The organism is Bradyrhizobium hereditatis (assembly GCF_020329435.1).
GTDB classification, from domain to species: domain Bacteria; phylum Pseudomonadota; class Alphaproteobacteria; order Rhizobiales; family Xanthobacteraceae; genus Bradyrhizobium; species Bradyrhizobium hereditatis.
This window is the reverse complement of the sequence record NZ_JAGKJK010000009.1, coordinates 273366-289704: the sequence shown is the minus strand read 5'-3', so window position 1 is coordinate 289704 and position 16339 is coordinate 273366. Positions and strand designations below refer to the sequence as shown.

Genomic DNA, 16339 nt, shown 5'->3' with positions numbered 1-16339 from the left:
CGCACACGACGACGTGAAGAATGTCGTTTCGGATTTCCGTGCGCGTGGCCATCAACGCGCAACAATTCTGCAGCATCGAGACGGCCGTAAATCTGTTTCTGTCAGATGGCATCAGCAAGACAGCCGTGTGGAAGAAGCAAGATGTGCAGCACATTGGAACTTCGCAGATGCAAGAACGTTCCCGTTCTCGGCACGCTTGTGCCGATTGTGGGCAGAGGGATTCATTCAACCACCAATCCAGACAGGAGACGAAAAGATGCGCATCGCGCAGGTCGCCCCGCTGACGGAGGCTGTTCCCCCCAAACTGTACGGCGGCACCGAGCGGGTCGTGCACTGGCTGACTGAAGAGCTTGTAACGTTGGGACACGACGTCACGCTATTCGCCAGCGGCGATTCACATACCTCGGCGAAACTGGACGCGGGTTGGCCAAAAGCGTTGCGGCTCGACGGCTCGGTCCGGGATCCTAACGCACTGCACATGGAGATGCTGGAGCGCGTGCGGCAGAAATGCGACGATGAAGAGTTCGATTTTCTGCACTTTCATCTCGACTACTATCCATTCTCGCTGTTCTACCGGCAGCCGACCCCATTCCTGACCACGCTGCACGGCCGGCTCGACCTGCCCGAGCACCAGCCCGTGTTCAACACCTTCTCCAAAATTCCGGTGATATCGATTTCCAATGCGCAGCGCCGGCCGGTACCGCAAGCCAATTGGGTGCGGACCATCCACCACGGATTGCCGGAGGACCTGCTAACGCCGCAGCAGGTGAAGCCTTCCTATCTCGCCGTGCTCGGGCGGATCGCGCCGGAAAAGGGTGTGGATCGGGCCATCAGGATCGCAACCCGATGCGGCATTCCGCTCAAGATCGCAGCCAAGGTCGATCGTGCGGACCAGGAGTATTATGATGAGGTGATCTCACCGCTCATCAAGACCAATCCGCTGGTCGAGTTCATCGGCGAAATCGGCGACCGCGAGAAGTCCGATTTCCTCAGCGGCGCGATCGGCCTCCTAGTCCCGATCGACTGGCCGGAGCCGTTCGGCCTTGTGATGATCGAAGCGATGGCCTGCGGCACGCCGGTTATTGCCTATAACCGCGGTTCGGTCCCGGAGATTATCGATGCCGGCCTCACCGGGTTCGTAGTCGAAGACGAAACCAGCGCAGTCGGCGTGATTGATCGGCTTACGGCGCTGGATCGGTCCGCAATCCGTAAGCGCTTCGAAGCCCGCTTCACCGCGCGCCGCATGGCGCTCGACTATCTTGCCGCCTATCGCGGCCTGATGGAGCAGGCGGAGCCGCGGATCAAGCTGGTCAGCAGCGCGGAGTAAGTGGCGCGAAGGCCTTCCCATGTCGTCGCAAGACGACGGTAGGGTGGGCAAAGCGAAGCGTGCCCACCATCTCAAGCGGATCCGGACACAGATGGTGGGCACGGCGCTACGCGCCTTTGCCCACCCTACTCATGTCTCAACTCACCGCCGTCCGTTTCGGCTCGACGATCTCGAACATCCGCGGAAACTCGTCCATCAGCATCATCAGTTCGGCAAGCCGCATCGGATCGCCGCTAACCTTGATCTTGCCGGCACTGACCGCTTCGGGAAATGTCGTCAGCTTTGCGACCACCTCGTCGAGCACGCTGCGGGCAAGCGTGAAGCCGGCGTCGGCGTCGGCCGCTTGGGCGCCGGGCACATAGGTCAACGCGCAGTTCTCCAGATTGAGAATGAAGCTCTCACCGGTGTCGGTGAAATTCCAGTTCAGCACGATGCGCTTGCCTTCGGCCTTGGGACCGTTGAGACGAACGCCGAGCACGTCCCAGAGCTGTTCGGTGCGCAGCGCCGCCAGCGTCTCGCGCGGCATTGTGGAGCGCGGCGGCGTCTTCGGCATGCCCTGCCGCAGCTCCTGCGCGCCGAACAGGTAGGCGTTGCGCCAAGTCGAGCTCTCCGAGGCATAGCCGAGCTGCTCGAACGTATCGGCGAGCATCGCGCGCGCCGCCTGGTTGTCAGGATAGGCGAACACCAGATGGCTCACCGCCTGTGCGACGAACCGAAATTCGCCCTTGGCAAAATCCGCCCGCGCCCGCGCAAGGATCGCGTCCGCGCCGCCCATATACTCGACATATTTCTTGCCTGATTCCACCGGCGGCAAGGGATCGAGGTTGACGGGATTGGCGTCGTACCAGCCGAGGTATTTTTGGTAGATCGCCTTCACATTATGCCTGATGTGACCGTAATAGCCGCGGCCATGCCAGGCGCCTTCAAGGCTCGCCGGCAAGCGAATGGCTTCCGCGATTTCGGTCGCCGTCAGGCCGTGATTCATCAGGCGGATAGTCTGATCATGCGCGAATTTGTAGAGGTCGCGCTGCTGGCGGATCATGGTGTCGATCCGCTCGTGGCCCCAAACCGGCCAATGATGCTGGCCGCACATCGCGTCTGCCTTGCCGCCCCACATCCGCAACGCTTCGCCGAGATATTTCGACCACGCCAGCGCGTCGCGCACGTCAGCGCCGCGGAACGGCAGCAGATTGTGAAAATTATGCGTGCAGTTTTCCGCGAGATTGAGCAGCTTGTAGCGGGCGACAAAGAAATGCATCTCGGCCGGCGCTTCGCTGTTCGGCGCCATCTGGAATTCGAACTCGACGCCATCGATGGTGCGCCTGTCGCCGGTTGCGATAATCAGGTCGGTCGGGCGCACCAGCGCGACCGCTCCTGCAGCCATCGTTTTGCCCAGTCCGCAATCGACTTGCCCGCGCGCGCCCTTGGCCAGGAACGGCCCGAACTGATATTGCGCGCGCCGCAGCATCGCGGGCCCTGCGATGATGTTCTCGGAGACCGCGTGCTCCATGAAGAGATTGGGCGCGATGACCGGCACCTTGCCACCGGCGAGCATCGCATCCTCGAGCACGCCGCGCGCGCCGCCCCAATGGTCGGTATGGGTGTGAGTAAAGATGACGGCGGCGACCGGCCGTTTGCCCCGATGCTGGAAATAGAGCTCCATCGCGGCTCGCGCGCCCTCGATCGAGGTCAGCGTATCCACCACGATGACGCCGCTGTCGCCCTCGATCAGCGTCATGTTGGCGATATCGAGCCCGCGCACCTGATAGACGCCGGGCACCACCTCGAACAGGCCATGATGCATGTTAAGGCGCGACTGCCGCCACAGGCTGGGATCGACCGTCGGCGGCGCCTCTTCCGCCGATAGGAAGCCGTAAGGCTCGAGGCTCCAGACCACCCGGCCCTGCGGGGAGGTGATCTTCGCGTTCTCTACCGTGCCGAGGAAGCCGCGCGCCGCGTCTTCGAAGTCGCGCGTGTCGGAGAACGGCAGCGCTTTCAGCGTCGCCGCGTGCTGCGCGATGACGGGAGCGGAAGCTTCCTTCGGGGTTTCCTTTGCCGTTTCGATCGTGGCTGGTTGGCTCATTATCGTGTACTCCCTCTTCGCAACTGAGACGAAACCCCGAGTAATTCGACGTCAGCGAAACGCGATTCCCTCGAACTTGCCGCTGCTGCGCCAACCCTCGATATATTTGAAGTAGGCCAGCGGACCTGCTGGATGGCCAACGTTGAGCTTGGCCGCCGGGCCCGGCTCGTGTCCCTCATTGTTGTAATAGCCGGGCGTGCAATCGGGTGAACCGATCATGCGTCCAGGGCCGGTCAGCAGCAGCTCGACCCAGCGATCCTCGGCTTCCCTGGTGACCTCGATTTCCTTGAACCCGTTTGCCCGCGCATGCTGCACCATCAACGCGATCGTCTTCGCAGCATCGGTGAGATTGTGCGGGACATTGGAGATGAGATTGGCGCCCTGCGCCGGCTGCACGAAGAACGCGTTCGGGAAACCGTGCACGTGAATGCCGTGCTTGGTGCGCATGCCCGACGCCCAATGGTCCGACAGCTTGACGCCGCCACGGCCGGTCAGGTCGAAGCCGGCGCGCCGCTTGTACTCGGTGCCGACCTCGAAGCCGGATGCATAGATGATGCAGTCGAGCTGGTATTCCCTGCCAGCGACGACGACGCCGTCCTCAGTGATACGCTCGACGCCCTTGCCGTCGGTATCGATCAGATGGGTGCCCGGCGTGTTAAAGGCTTGCAGATAGGAGTCGTGGAAGCATGGCCGTTTGCAGAGCTGGCGATACCAGGCCTTGAGCTTTGCCGCGGTTTCGCGGTTCTCCACGATACTGTCGACCCGCGTGCGGATTTCCTCCATCTTCTCGAAATCGGAATCTTCGAACGCCGCCAGCATGTTTTGTGCCGTGCGCTGCTCGCGCGGCAGGTCCATGATCTTGGCGCGAATGCGTCGCGACAGGTCGGTCCAGCCGTCCTGCACCAGATCTACTTCCGCGGAGCCGCCGGCCTGGTTGGCGGTAAAATTCTCCAGCCAGCGCTGCTGCCAGCCGGGCGTGGCGATCCCGGCAAACCACTCCGGATCGATCGGCGCATTGTCGCGCACGTCGACCGAGGATGGCGTGCGTTGGAACACGTAGAGCTCCTTGCAGGCGCGCGCGAGATGCGGCACGCACTGCACGGACGTGGCGCCGGTGCCTATGATGCCGACGCGCTTGTCGGCGAGTTTCTCCATCAGCGCGCCCGACGGATTGCCGCCGGTGTAATCGTAATCCCACCGGCTGGTGTGGAACGAGTGTCCCCTGAACGACTGGATGCCGGGAAGGCCCGGGAGCTTCGGCACGTGCAGCGGCCCGGTGCCCATGCCGACGAACTGCGCGGTGAAGGCGTCGCCGCGATTGGTGCGGATATTCCAGCGCGACTTTGCTTCGTCCCAAGCGAGGTCCACGGCTTCGGTATGAAACAGCGCATTGTTGTAGAGGCCGTATTGCTTGCCGATGCGCTGGCAGTGCGCGAGGATTTCCGGCGCATGCGCATATTTCTCGGACGGCATGTGCCCGGTTTCCTCGAGCAGCGGCATGTAGACCATCGACGCGGTGTCGCATTGCGCGCCCGGATAGCGGTTCCAGTACCAGGTGCCGCCAAAGTCGCCGCCCTTCTCGATGACCCGGACATCCTTCACGCCGGCTTCCACAAGCCGCGCCGCGGTGACGAGCCCGGCGAAACCGCCGCCGATAAAGCCGAAGGTGACGTGATCGGTTTTCGGGTCGCGCGGAGTGACCGGCGTATAGGGATCGTCGAGATAATGCGCGAGCTGCCCCGCGACGCGCAGATATTGATCGTTGCCGTCAGGACGCAGCCGCTTGTTGCGCTCCTCCAGATATTTTTGGCGCAGCTGCTCCTTGTCGATCATGGGCCCCTGCGAGGTCAGGGCTTTTTCGCCTTGTTCGGTCATTGTCATCCGGAGCGGCCTCCCTTTCGCGGAACCTAAGCGCAATTCGAAACGATATGCAAATTCATTTCGATATATTGACAGAATGGGCCATGATGGCCAATTTCCAGCTATGGCAGCGATTTCCAGCATCGATCCCTTGAAATCCAGGACGGCGGAGGACCAGGCCGATCCCTCCTTTGCGACTACGCTGGCGCATGGGCTCGACGTGCTGGCCGCGTTCCGCAACCGCAGCGGTTCGCTATCGAATGCCGAACTGGCGCTGCATACCGGCCTGTCGCGCCCGACAGTGTCGCGGCTGACCTACACGCTGGCGCAGCTCGGCTATCTCAAGCGCGATGCCAAAGGACGTTTCCAGCTCGGGCTCGCGATACTCGCCGCCGCCTATCCGGTGCTGTCGGCGCTGAAGGTGCGGCAACTGGCGCGGCCCTTGATGCGCGATTTCGCCGCCTATACCGGCGGCACCGTGTCGATTGCGATGCCATTCGGGCTCGACTTCATCTATGTCGAGACGCTGCGCACCACCGACGCGGTGGCGCATTTGCCCGACGTCGGCTTTACCGGCTCGCTGGCGCCGACCGCCGTCGGCCGCGCTCTGCTGTCGCTCTTCACCAGGGAAGAGCTCGATGCATATGTGGCGAACGTAAAGGCCGAACGTCCGGAAGAAGCTGATTATGTGAAGACGCGCACGCTGCCGGATGTCGAACTTTGCAAGGAGCGCGGCTTTGCGATTTCGCTCGGCGACTGGCGGCGCGAGATCTTCGGCGTCGCGGCGCCGCTGTACCGCACGCCATCAGGCGATTGTCTTTCCGTCAATTGCGGCATTCCCTCGTTCCGCTTCAACGCCGAGCAGATCGAGCGCGAATGCGGCCCGCGCATGCTGGGCCTGGCGCGCAGCATCCGCTCGCTGGTAGCCGGCGAATAAAAATACCCCCCGCAAGAGGGGCAAAGGCGCGCGCCGCTCGCAAGGTGCGCAACATACGGGGAGGGAAGAATGAGCCGGATCGAGACCGTGCTGGGCTTCGCCATGGGTATTGCCGTTGGCGCGGCCATGCTACTCGCCAATGCAGCACAGGCGCAGAGCAATTACCCAAGCCTCCCGATCCGCATCGTCGTGCCCTATCCCGCCGGCGGTATCGTCGACATTGTTGCCCGCGCCGTGACCGAGCAGGTCGGCCGCGACTGGATGAACACCGTGATCATCGAGGCAAGGCCGGGCGGCAACAGCAACATCGGCACCGCATCGGTCGCGCGCAGCGAACCCGATGGTTACACCTGGCTCGTCACCGGTCCGGCGGCGCTGGTCAACCCGACGCTTTACAAGGACGCCGGCTGGGATGCGCTCAGGGATCTCCGATGCGTCGGCCTCGCCGTCTGGAATCAGAGCGTCGCGCTGGTTCATCCCTCGATGCCGGCCAGCACTATCAAGGAATTCGTCGAGATCGCGCGCAACAAACCTGGCGAATTGAACTTCGGCAATCCCGGCACGGGGTCATCGATCGACCTGAGCGCGCAGAAGCTGTTTCAGGCGGCGAACATCAAGCTCACCAATGTCGGCTACAAGGGCCAGCCGCAGGCCCTGATCGATCTGATGACGAATTTGATGCATTTCGAGATCGTCTCGCTTGAGCTCGCCTTGCCGCACATCAAGGCCGGCACCGTGAAACCGCTTGCCGTGATGACCGACAAGCGCGTCACCGATCTGCCCGATGTGCCGACGATTGCGGAAGCCGGATTTCCGGAAGCCACTTATGTGCCCTGGTACGGCATCTATGTTCAGGCCGGCACGCCGGACGCCATCGTCGCGAAAATCAATGACGGTATCAACAAGGCGCTGCAGAACCCCGAGGTGCAGCGCCAGCTCGCCGTCGCCAATATCCCGGGCAAGCCGATGCCGCTTGCCGATCTCGCCGCGCTGATGAAGGCCGACCACGAGAAGCTGACCAAGGTGATCGCGACCGCCGGCATGGCGCTGCAGTGAAGCGGCGCTAGTTCAGCGCCCATAGATACGCCAGCGTCGCCGCGATCCCAAGGCCGGTCCTGACCGCGTGCAGACCTCCCCACTTCACGATCAGCGCGCGTGACTGCGGACCTGCATCGTCCTCGGCAATCGCCTTCAAAGCGTGGTTGGTCGGCATGATGCCGAGCAGCGTATAGGGCCAGTTGGCGAGAATGAGCACCGCGCCGACGATCCAGCGCCAATCCCACGTCGCCCAGGCCGCGATCAGACCGAGCACGCCCGAAATCACCGCACAACTCGCCTGCATCGTGAGGCCACGGTCGTAGCTTGGCTTCCACTCTTTCAGAAGAGCCCGGTCATCGAGGCCGAGCCGGGCCGGCTGCTCGGCGAAGTTGATATAGAACGCCGCTCCCGCGAACGCGGCAGCAACGATCGTCGCAAGCTGTCCTGCAAACATGATGTACTCCACGTCACTTTCCTATATTGACAACATGTTGTCATACTGGATACTAATAGTCAAATGACAGGCCAACGACACTCGCCCGGCGGCGAGGCCCTGACCGATCTGGTCCTTACGGTGTTCCGCCTCAACGGCCGCCTGCTCACGGCCGGTGACCGCCTTGTTGCCGATCTCGGCCTCACCAGCGCCCGCTGGCAGGTGCTGGGCGCGATCGCGCTTTCGCCAAGCCTGCAACCGGTAGCCTGGCTGGCGCGGAATATGGGCCTCAATCGCCAGGGCGTTCAGCGCATCGTCAACGAAATGCGGGACGACGGCCTTGTTGAGCTGCGTCCTAATCCGCACCATCGGCGCGCGCATCTCGTCGCGCTGACCAAACGGGGCGAAGACGCCTTTGCTTCCGCCAGCCGGTTACAGACGCCCTGGGCAAATGCGCTGGCCAAGGGAATCAGCGCCGAGGAACTCGCGAAGACGCGCCGCCTGCTCGCGACGTTATGCGAGCGGCTCGATCAGGAACTCGGCAAAAGCCGCGAAGATGATTGACCCAGTGGTGGCGCCAACATCGTCAAGCGCCGCACTGCGGTGATGCTTCAACTGTCATTGCGAGGAGCGAAGCGACGAAGCAATCCATCTATCCGGTATGCCGCGCTATGGATTGCTTCGCTTCGTTCGCAATGACGGCGGAGACGCTACTGCCCTACTTCTTCACCTTGCTGGCGTCCATCTTGATCGACGTATCAAGCATCTTAACCGAAAACGCCGTATTCACGTCGAACGGCTTTTCCATGCCGAGATAGGTCTGCACCAGCTCGTAGTCCTTCTTCATGCGCTCGGCGTCGATCCATCCCAATGCCTTGGTCGTGGTGAATTCGTCTGTCATCAGGAACTTGATGCGCTCCCACTGGCGCTGCTGGTTTTCCTTGTCGAGACCGGAAGCCTGGTCGAGCAGCGCCTTGAGACAGGGCTCAACGTCGGCGACGCAGGCCGCATAAGCCTTCTGGCTGATCTTGACGAACTCCTCGACCAGTTTCGGGTTCTTCGCGAGGTACGCGCCGTTGACGATCAGCGAATTGCCATAAGGATTGAGGCCGATATCCTTCCAGTTGACATAGCCGAGATCGGCGCCGAACTCGATCACCTTGAGATCGTGCTCGTTGTAGAAGTCGCTGATGATGTCTACGGTATGGGCCTTCAGCGCCGCGATCTTGGCGGTTGGGCCGACATTGACGAAATTCACGGAGTCCGGCGCGATACCGGCGGCCTTGGCAAAGGCTGGCCACATCACCCGCGACGCATCGCCGGGCGGGTTGCCGATCTTGTGGTTCGGAAAATCCTTTGGCCCGTTCACGCCATAGCTCTTCAGCCAGTAGAAGGTCTGCCCCGTATTGGCGTAGATGCTCATCAAGGCCACCACGTCGGCGCCCTTGCTCTTGGCCACCAAGGCGGTCGCGAGATCGGCGATACCGAACGGCGAGCCGCCGGAGCCGACCTTCAGCGAGGAGACGCCGGAGCCCTTGCCGACCTCGATCGTCAGATCGATGCCGGCCTTTTCGTACCAGCCCTGCGACTTGGCGTAATAGAACGGCGAATGGTCCGCGGTCGGCGTCCAGTTCAGGATCAGGTTGACGGCTTCGCCCGCCACGCAGGGCGCAGCCGGTATGGCAAGCGCAAGCGCCAGTCCCGCAATTCGCAAAGCCTTCATCGCACGCTCCTCGTTCTACAACCCGATCTTGTCGCCGCACACGGGTGACGCTACCAATGCAACTAGGGACAAGACGAGTTGTCAACTATTTGGTTGGAAATGCCCAAGAGACGAACGGACGACTTGAAGCCGCAGCGGCGTGATCCGGCCGCCACCCGCAAGAAGCTATTGACGGCGGCGCGGCGGGAATTCGCCAGCAGCGGCCTCGCCGGCGCCCGGGTCGACGAGATCGCGGCGCGCGCGGGGGTCAACAAGCAACTGGTCTATCACTATTTCGGCGACAAGGATGCGCTTTATCTGGCGGTGCTCGAATGGGTCTATGAGGAGATTCGCGCCCAGGAGCGCAAGCTAAACCTCGAAGGACTGCCGCCAGAACGGGCCATCAAGAAGCTGATCGAAAGTTCCTTCGACCACCTCGCTGCACATCCCGATTTCATCGTACTGCTGAACGACGAAAATCGCGGCGGCGCCCGCCATGTGCGCGGCTCGCGCAAGCTGGAAGCCATGCATTCGCCGCTGGTCAGCATGATCTCGGCCATTCTGTCCGAGGGCGTGAAGGCCGGCACATTCCGCAAAGGCATCAATCCGGTGCACCTCTATATTTCGATCGCCGGGCTCAGCTACTTCTATTTCTCGAACACGCCGACCCTGTCGGCGATCTTCGGCAAGGACCTGTCGAGCCGGGCCGCCAGACAAGCCCGCCGCAAGCATGTCGTCGACCTGGTGATGCACTCGCTCCGCCCCTAATCAACCAGATAGTTGATTGTCGGATGGTGCCGCGATAGATTGCCGCCTCGCGGCTTGGGAACCCGGCCGTGCCTCAAAAGGAGTCTTGCGGTGTTCAGCGGAGACGGCGGACCGGCACGATCTTTTGCGATCATCCTGATCGTGCATCTGGCCGTGATTGTGCTCTGGCAGGTTCTGGTCGATGCGTTCCAGGTGCCGAAATTCATTCTCCCCTCGCCGCTGGCGACCATCAAGACGCTGGGCTCGCCGAGCTATGCCTGGCTCTCCAATCTCGCGGTGACGGCGGCCGAAATTCTCGGCGGGTTCTGCCTCGGCGCGCTGGTCGGCATCACGCTCGCCGTGATGTTCACCTGGTCGCCGCTGGTCAGCCTGTTACTGCTGCCGCTGTTCGTGACGCTGAACATGATCCCGAAAGTGGCGCTCGGGCCGCTCTTCATCGTCTGGTTCTCCTACGGCATCTTTCCGAACATCCTGATTGCGTTTTCCATCTGCTTTTTTCCGATCCTGCTGACGACCGCGAGGGGTTTGAGCGAGGTCGAGCCCGATCTCTTGGATCTCGTGAAATCGTTGCGCGGCTCCCGTTGGACGCTGTTCCGAAAAATCCAGTTGCCTGGCGCGTTGCCTTACGTGTTTTCCGGAATGAAGGTCGGCGCGATCCTGGCGGTGGCCGGCGCCATCGTCGGCGAGTTCATCGCCTCCGAGCGCGGGCTCGGCTATCTCATGATCCAGGTGCAATCCTCGCTGGATACGCCGGCGATGGTGATGGCGGTCGTGCTCCTGACACTGCTCGGTGTGGCCCTGTATGGCCTCGTGCTCGGCCTCGAGCGGATGTTCGTCGTGCGCGACATCCGCCTGCAATAAGACAGGGAATGAACATGCTGCTAACGCGCGAAAACCTGCCGCAGACGATTGCCGATATCGACGCACTCGACGAGCTGTTGTGCCGCCCGAGCCAGGCGCTGATCGACGATCTCCGCAAGGTCGACGGTGACATCATGATCTTGGGCGTCGCCGGCAAGATGGGGCCGACACTGGCGGGCCTTGCCAAGGCGGCCGCACCGGAGCGCCGCGTGATTGGCGTCGCGCGCTTCAGCGATCCCACTGTGAAGGACTGGCTGCAGGCGCGCGGCGTCGAGACCATCAGTTGCGACCTGCTCGATGAAGCTGCCATCAAGGCGCTGCCGAAGATTTCAAATGTCGTGTTCATGGCCGGCCGCAAGTTCGGCGCCGAAGGCGATCTGTCGCTGACCTGGGCGATGAACTCACACGTCCCTGCCCTGGTCGCACAAGCTTTTTCATCTTCGCGCATCGTCGCGTTCTCGACCGGCTGTGTCTATCCGTTCGTGCCGGTGGATAGCAAAGGCTCGACCGAAGATATGCCTCCCAACCCGCCCGGCGAGTACGCGCAATCCTGCGTCGGACGCGAACGCATGTTCGAGTATTTCTCGAAGAAGTATTCGACGCCGGGGCGATTGTTCCGGCTCAACTACGCGATCGACATGCGCTACGGCGTACTGCACGACATCGCAAGCAAGGTTCTGCAGGGCAAGCCGATCGACGTCAGCCTCGGTCATGTCAACTTCATCTGGCAGGGCGACGCTTCGGCGCAGGCTCTGCGCTGTCTCGCGCACTGTGAGATACCAACTTCGCCGATCAACGTCAGCGGCCACGAAATCCTCGCTGTGCGCGATCTCGCCGCAAATTTCGGCCAGCGCTTTGGCCTCGCGCCCGTGATCGTTGGCAAGGAGGAGCCGACGGCCTGGCTCACCGACACCTCGCAGGCGGTGAAACTGTTCGGCCTGCCGATCGTCGATACCGAACAGCTCATCACTTGGACTGCCGACTGGGTCTCGCGATCAATGCCGAGCCTCGGCAAGCCCACCAAGTACGAGGTGCGCGATGGCCGGTACTGAGCCGATCGACGTCGTCGAGCTTGGCGTCGGCGACGCGCAGGCCGCTCTGGTGCTGTCGACTGAAGCCGGCTGGAACCAGAATGAGGCCGACTGGCGATTTTTCCTCGCCCAAGGAATTGTGTTCGGCGTGCGCGACGGCGAACGGCTGGTCGCAACCGCGGCGCTATTGCCTTACTCGGCGGGCAACGCCTGGATCAGCATGGTGCTGGTGACCGCCGACTTCCGCCGCCGCGGCATCGCGACCACGCTCGTGGATACCTGCCTCAACTTGGCGAAACGACGCGGCCTGACGAGCTGGCTCGATGCAACACCGGCCGGCGCCACCGTCTACGGCCCACTCGGCTTCATGCCGACACTGCAATTGCGACGGCTGCGGCTGGAGAAGCCGCAAGGCACCAAGGCGACACAACAGCCCTCAGCGGGCAGCCCCGACGCCTTGGCCACGCGCGATAGCAGAGCCATGGGGTTCGACCGCAGCACATTGCTGTCGGAATTTGCAGCTCGCCCCGGCTCCCGCATCGTGTCGGGCGATCGAGCCATGGCCCTCGTCCGCGATGGGCGCACTGCGCGACATATCGGCCCGGTGCTGGCCGATCGCGCCGATCAGGCGTTGAAGCTGGTGGAGGCCGTTGTTGGCTCTGAAACCGCCCCGTGGCTGATCGACGCGGTGTTCTCCCAGGATGAGTTTCTGGACGGGCTCGTCCGCGCGGGCTGGAGCATCGAGCGGCCGTTTCAGCGCATGCGCTTTGGCCCCGCAACCGCCTCGCCCGCGCAACTGCCATTCGCCGTCGCCGGACCGGAATTTGGATAGAAAGTGCCGTCATGCACCATAGCGAAATCAAGCCCGAGATCCGCAGGCTGATCGCCAACGGCACCGTGCTGCCGGCGCATCCCCTCGCGCTCGACGCGAACCGCAAGCTCGATACCAGGCATCAACGGGTACTGACGCGGTATTACCTCGACGCCGGCGCCGGCGGATTGGCCGTCGGCGTGCATACCACGCAGTTTGCGATCCGCGATGTCGGCCTGTACCGCCCGGTGCTGGAGCTGGCAGCCGAGACCGCTGATACATGGACCAGGCGGCCGGTCGCGATGGTGGCGGGACTGGCCGGCCCGACCCAACAAGCCATTGCGGAGGCGCAAACCGCACGCGGCATCGGCTATCACGCCGGCCTGCTCAGCCTCGCCGCGATGAAATCGGCTTCCGAAGACGAGATCATCACCCATTGCGAAACGGTGGCGCGCGAGATCCCGCTGGTCGGCTTTTACCTGCAGCCGGCGGTCGGCGGCGTCATCCTCAGCGCCGATTTCTGGCGTCGCTTCGCTTGCATCGACAACGTGATCGCCATCAAGATCGCGCCGTTCAATCGTTATCGGACGCTGGACGTGCTGCGCGGGGTCGCGGCGGCGGGCGCGCTCGACCGCGTCGCGCTCTATACCGGCAATGACGATCACATCCTGCTCGATCTCACCTTGCCGTTCGACCTGCGCGACAACGGCGTCACCACCCGCGCCTATTTCAGGGGCGGCCTCCTTGGCCACTGGTCGGTCTGGACGGCGAGCGCGATCAAGCAATTCGAGATGTGCAAGGCCGCGCGGGGCAAGGACACCATACCGGCTGATCTGTTGGCGCTCGACGCCCGCGTCACCGACTGCAACAGCGCGTTCTTCGACGTCGCCAATAATTTCCATGGCTGCATCGCCGGCTGCCATGAAGTGCTGCGGCGGCAGGGGTTGATGCAAGGCCTATGGTGCCTCGATCCCGCCGAAGGACTGAGCCCCGGCCAGATGCAACAGATCGACCGCGTCTGCCGCGAGCATGCCGATCTCTCCGACGACGCCTTCGTGAAGGCGAACCTCGAGAAATGGCTGGCATGAGCACGGACGAGCCCTTCATCAGCCTGCGCAACGTCCGCAAGGTCTATCGCTCCAAAGGCGCGGAATTCCTCGCCGTCTCCGACGTCACCATGGACGTGAAGGAAGGCGAGCTGGTTTCGCTGGTCGGCCCGTCCGGCTGCGGCAAGACCACTGTGCTGAAGATCCTCGCCGGGCTGCATGAAGCCGACGGCGGCACGATCAAAATCGGCAATGCCAAGACGCCGTTCGATCCCGCGCGCGACATCGGCATGGTGTTTCAGCAGGCCTTGCTGCTGAAATGGCGAACCATTCTGGACAACGTGCTGCTGCCGGCCGAAATCGTCGGTCTCCCGATGAAGGCGGCGCGGAGCCGCGCCCGTGAGCTCCTCAACCTGGTCGGCCTCGCCGGTTACGAAGACAAATATCCGCAGCAACTGTCCGGTGGCATGCAGCAGCGCACGGCGATTGCGCGCGCCTTCATCCATGATCCCAAGCTGATCCTGATGGACGAGCCGTTCGGCGCGCTCGACGCGCTGACCCGCGAACAGATGAACCTCGAAATGCTCAGGATCTGGCGCGAGAGCGGCAAGACCATCCTGTTCGTCACGCATTCGATCCAGGAGGCGGTGTTTCTCGCCTCACATTGTGCGGTGCTGACCGCAGGTCCTGCGCGGATGGCGGAGTATTTCCCGATTGAGCTACCGTTTCCACGCGCGCTGCCGATCAAGACCACCGATGAATTCGGCGCCTATGCGCGAAGAATTTATGCACGCCTGGGATTGAGCGCCGGCCCGTAGGCACCCGCGCTCCCGCCACTTCGCCAGCCCGCTTCGCATACGCATCATGCAAGGAAGCGCCTGTGGCGCATGTCGCGTTCGTAGTACACGCCGCGAGACGGGCGCGTCCGCGGCCGGCGTGGAGAGCCCGACAGAATGTGCGCAGAGGTCACTTCAAAATCAGCAGCCCCCATGGACGGCCTGCCGCCCGAACTCAGGCGGTGGGCAGTCGCTGCGATCTTCACTGCGCTGGCGATGGCTTCGCTGGATACGGCGATCGCCAATGTCGCCCTTCCGGCCATTGCCGCCGATCTCCGCGTCAGCCCGGCGGATGTGGTCTGGGTGGTCAACATCTATCAGATCGCACTAGTGGCGACGCTGCTGCCGCTCGGCGCGCTTGGCGAGATCGTCGGCCATGAGCGCATCTACATCGGAGGCCTGGTGCTGTTTACGCTCGCCTCGCTCGGCTGCGCCCTGGCATGGTCGCTGCCCAGCCTGACCGCGGCACGCGCGCTGCAGGGCCTTGGCGCCAGCGGCATCATGAGCGTGAACGCCGCCCTGGTCCGTTTCGTCTATCCCACCCACATGCTCGGCCGCGGCTTCGGCCACAACGCGCTCGTGGTCGGAACCGCCTTCACCTTCGGCCCAAGCATTGCCTCTGCAATCCTTGCAGTCGGCACATGGCCGTGGCTGTTCGCGATCAACATCCCCTTCGGCGTGATTGCAATCTGGATCGGCCTGAAGACCTTGCCGAAAACACCGCGCGCGGTACACGCCTTCGATTTTGCAAGCGCAGGACTCACCGCAAGCTGTCTCGGCCTCTTCATCATCGGAATAGGCGGCGCCGCGCATCAGGTGCCGCCCGTCCTGGTCGGGCTGACCCTTGGCGCGGCGTTAGCGCTCGGCTGGGTCATCAGCCGCAGATATCAGAATCATCCGGCGCCGATGTTGCCGATCGATCTCTTCAAGCGGCCGATGTTCGCGCTGTCCGCGGCCACCTCGGTCTGCGCGTTCGCCGTGCAGGGACTCGCCTTCGTCTCGCTGCCCTTTTACTTCGAGGACGTCCTGCACCGCTCGCAAGTCGAGACCGGCTTCTTCATGACTCCGTGGCCGCTGGTGGTGGCGATCATGGCGCCGATCGGGGGCCGGCTATCCGACCGCTATCCCGTCGGCATCCTCGGCGGCCTCGGGCTGGTGTTGCTCGGCATTGGCATGGCGCTGCTAGCGACGCTGCCGCCGGACCCAAGTGTCGCCAACATCGTCTGGCGCACGGTGATTTGCGGGATCGGATTTGGATTCTTTCAGACGCCCAATCTGCGGGCACTGATGTCGAGCGCACCGCCGCATCGCAGCGGCAGCGCAAGCGGCATCGTCGCGACCGCCCGCCTGACCGGCCAAACCCTCGGCGCGGCGCTGGCGGCGCTATGCTTTGCCCTCGCCGGTCACAACGGCGCGACGGTGGCGCTGGCGCTCGGGGCCGGCTTTGCCGCGCTGGGGAGTCTGATGAGCTTCCTGCGTCTTACTGTGCCTGCAGAAAAAGCATGACAGCCATGCGATCGGCACGTGCCGACGCAACACCGGCAGATCGAATTTCTTCCGGTCCGCAAACACGCTTTTTCTTGATTTGAACTATTCCAAGTTGCAC

General features: G+C 62.9%; 15 protein-coding genes. 11 read left to right on the top strand and 4 right to left on the bottom strand.

The features are described 5' to 3' along the window. Positions 1-256 precede the first annotated feature (256 nt). Positions 257-1327, top strand: a complete 1071-nt coding sequence (locus tag J6524_RS22495) for a glycosyltransferase family 4 protein (RefSeq protein ID WP_225674506.1) — start codon at positions 257-259, stop codon at positions 1325-1327. A 136-nt stretch (positions 1328-1463) separates the two neighbouring features. Here J6524_RS22495 and J6524_RS22490 read toward each other — a convergent pair whose 3' ends face one another. Together J6524_RS22490 and J6524_RS22485 are read right to left on the bottom strand one after the other, a co-directional pair. Further along, entirely contained in the window at positions 1464-3410 is a 1947-nt protein-coding gene (locus tag J6524_RS22490; RefSeq protein ID WP_225674504.1) for an alkyl/aryl-sulfatase, read from the bottom strand. 51 nt (positions 3411-3461) lie between these two features. Further along, the gene (locus tag J6524_RS22485; RefSeq protein WP_225674502.1) at positions 3462-5291 is read right to left on the bottom strand and encodes a flavin-containing monooxygenase; all 1830 of its coding nucleotides are present in this window, start codon (positions 5289-5291) and stop codon (positions 3462-3464) included. A 103-nt stretch (positions 5292-5394) separates the two neighbouring features. Between J6524_RS22485 and J6524_RS22480 the strand changes: the two genes are divergently transcribed. Together J6524_RS22480 and J6524_RS22475 are read left to right on the top strand one after the other, a co-directional pair. Next, a complete protein-coding gene (locus J6524_RS22480) occupies positions 5395-6207 on the top strand; it encodes an IclR family transcriptional regulator (RefSeq protein WP_225674501.1) in 813 nt (270 codons plus the stop codon). Positions 6208-6276: 69 nt separating this feature from the next. Next, entirely contained in the window at positions 6277-7263 is a 987-nt protein-coding gene (locus J6524_RS22475) for a Bug family tripartite tricarboxylate transporter substrate binding protein (RefSeq protein ID WP_225674499.1), read from the top strand. 7 nt (positions 7264-7270) lie between these two features. On the opposite strand, the gene J6524_RS22470 is transcribed toward J6524_RS22475, so the two are convergent. After that, entirely contained in the window at positions 7271-7699 is a 429-nt protein-coding gene (locus J6524_RS22470) for an anthrone oxygenase family protein (protein WP_225674497.1), read from the bottom strand. Between the two features lie 63 nt (positions 7700-7762). On the opposite strand from J6524_RS22470, the gene J6524_RS22465 reads away from it, so the two are divergent. Continuing rightward, on the top strand, positions 7763-8242 hold the full coding sequence (locus tag J6524_RS22465) for a MarR family winged helix-turn-helix transcriptional regulator (RefSeq protein WP_225674495.1): 480 nt from the start codon (positions 7763-7765) through the stop codon (positions 8240-8242). Between the two features lie 154 nt (positions 8243-8396). On the opposite strand, the gene J6524_RS22460 is transcribed toward J6524_RS22465, so the two are convergent. Next, positions 8397-9401 carry an ABC transporter substrate-binding protein gene (locus J6524_RS22460; protein ID WP_225674493.1) on the bottom strand — a complete coding sequence of 335 codons (1005 nt, stop codon included), beginning with the start codon at positions 9399-9401 and terminating at the stop codon, positions 8397-8399. A 99-nt stretch (positions 9402-9500) separates the two neighbouring features. Between J6524_RS22460 and J6524_RS22455 the strand changes: the two genes are divergently transcribed. The 7 genes from J6524_RS22455 (at position 9501) to J6524_RS22425 (ending at position 16239) form a co-directional block, all read left to right on the top strand. After that, positions 9501-10148, top strand: coding sequence for a TetR/AcrR family transcriptional regulator (locus J6524_RS22455; RefSeq protein ID WP_225674491.1), 648 nt, complete (start codon positions 9501-9503; stop codon positions 10146-10148). 90 nt (positions 10149-10238) lie between these two features. After that, positions 10239-11009, top strand: coding sequence for an ABC transporter permease (locus J6524_RS22450; RefSeq protein WP_225674489.1), 771 nt, complete (start codon positions 10239-10241; stop codon positions 11007-11009). Between the two features lie 14 nt (positions 11010-11023). Further along, positions 11024-12061: an NAD-dependent epimerase/dehydratase family protein gene (locus J6524_RS22445; protein ID WP_312002447.1), complete on the top strand. Its 1038-nt coding sequence runs from the start codon at positions 11024-11026 to the stop codon at positions 12059-12061. Beyond that, positions 12048-12872, top strand: a complete 825-nt coding sequence (locus J6524_RS22440; RefSeq protein ID WP_225674485.1) for a GNAT family N-acetyltransferase — start codon at positions 12048-12050, stop codon at positions 12870-12872. The genes J6524_RS22445 and J6524_RS22440 overlap by 14 nt, the downstream gene beginning before the upstream one ends. Before the next feature lie 11 nt (positions 12873-12883). Next, positions 12884-13939, top strand: coding sequence for a dihydrodipicolinate synthase family protein (locus tag J6524_RS22435; protein ID WP_225674483.1), 1056 nt, complete (start codon positions 12884-12886; stop codon positions 13937-13939). Next, positions 13927-14715, top strand: a complete 789-nt coding sequence (locus J6524_RS22430; protein ID WP_225674481.1) for an ABC transporter ATP-binding protein — start codon at positions 13927-13929, stop codon at positions 14713-14715. Before J6524_RS22435 ends, J6524_RS22430 begins: the two co-directional genes overlap by 13 nt. 171 nt (positions 14716-14886) lie before the next feature. Next, positions 14887-16239 (top strand): MFS transporter, encoded by a 1353-nt coding sequence (locus J6524_RS22425; protein WP_225674479.1) that lies wholly within the window; start codon positions 14887-14889, stop codon positions 16237-16239. The last annotated feature ends 100 nt before the right edge of the window (positions 16240-16339 follow it).

Bases quoted from the DNA above. Each gene is read 5' to 3' on its own strand.
- J6524_RS22435 (WP_225674483.1), top strand. From the start codon at position 12,884: ATGCACCATAGCGAAATCAAGCCCGAGATCCGCAGGCTGATCGCCAAC.
- J6524_RS22455 (WP_225674491.1), top strand. From the start codon at position 9,501: ATGCCCAAGAGACGAACGGACGACTTGAAGCCGCAGCGGCGTGATCCG.
- J6524_RS22490 (WP_225674504.1), bottom strand. From the start codon at position 3,410: ATGAGCCAACCAGCCACGATCGAAACGGCAAAGGAAACCCCGAAGGAA.
- J6524_RS22470 (WP_225674497.1), bottom strand. From the start codon at position 7,699: ATGTTTGCAGGACAGCTTGCGACGATCGTTGCTGCCGCGTTCGCGGGA.
- J6524_RS22495 (WP_225674506.1), top strand. From the start codon at position 257: ATGCGCATCGCGCAGGTCGCCCCGCTGACGGAGGCTGTTCCCCCCAAA.
- J6524_RS22475 (WP_225674499.1), top strand. From the start codon at position 6,277: ATGAGCCGGATCGAGACCGTGCTGGGCTTCGCCATGGGTATTGCCGTT.
- J6524_RS22440 (WP_225674485.1), top strand. From the start codon at position 12,048: ATGGCCGGTACTGAGCCGATCGACGTCGTCGAGCTTGGCGTCGGCGAC.
- J6524_RS22460 (WP_225674493.1), bottom strand. From the start codon at position 9,401: ATGAAGGCTTTGCGAATTGCGGGACTGGCGCTTGCGCTTGCCATACCG.
- J6524_RS22465 (WP_225674495.1), top strand. From the start codon at position 7,763: ATGACAGGCCAACGACACTCGCCCGGCGGCGAGGCCCTGACCGATCTG.
- J6524_RS22485 (WP_225674502.1), bottom strand. From the start codon at position 5,291: ATGACAATGACCGAACAAGGCGAAAAAGCCCTGACCTCGCAGGGGCCC.
- J6524_RS22480 (WP_225674501.1), top strand. From the start codon at position 5,395: ATGGCAGCGATTTCCAGCATCGATCCCTTGAAATCCAGGACGGCGGAG.
- J6524_RS22430 (WP_225674481.1), top strand. From the start codon at position 13,927: ATGGCTGGCATGAGCACGGACGAGCCCTTCATCAGCCTGCGCAACGTC.
- J6524_RS22425 (WP_225674479.1), top strand. From the start codon at position 14,887: ATGGACGGCCTGCCGCCCGAACTCAGGCGGTGGGCAGTCGCTGCGATC.
- J6524_RS22445 (WP_312002447.1), top strand. From the start codon at position 11,024: ATGCTGCTAACGCGCGAAAACCTGCCGCAGACGATTGCCGATATCGAC.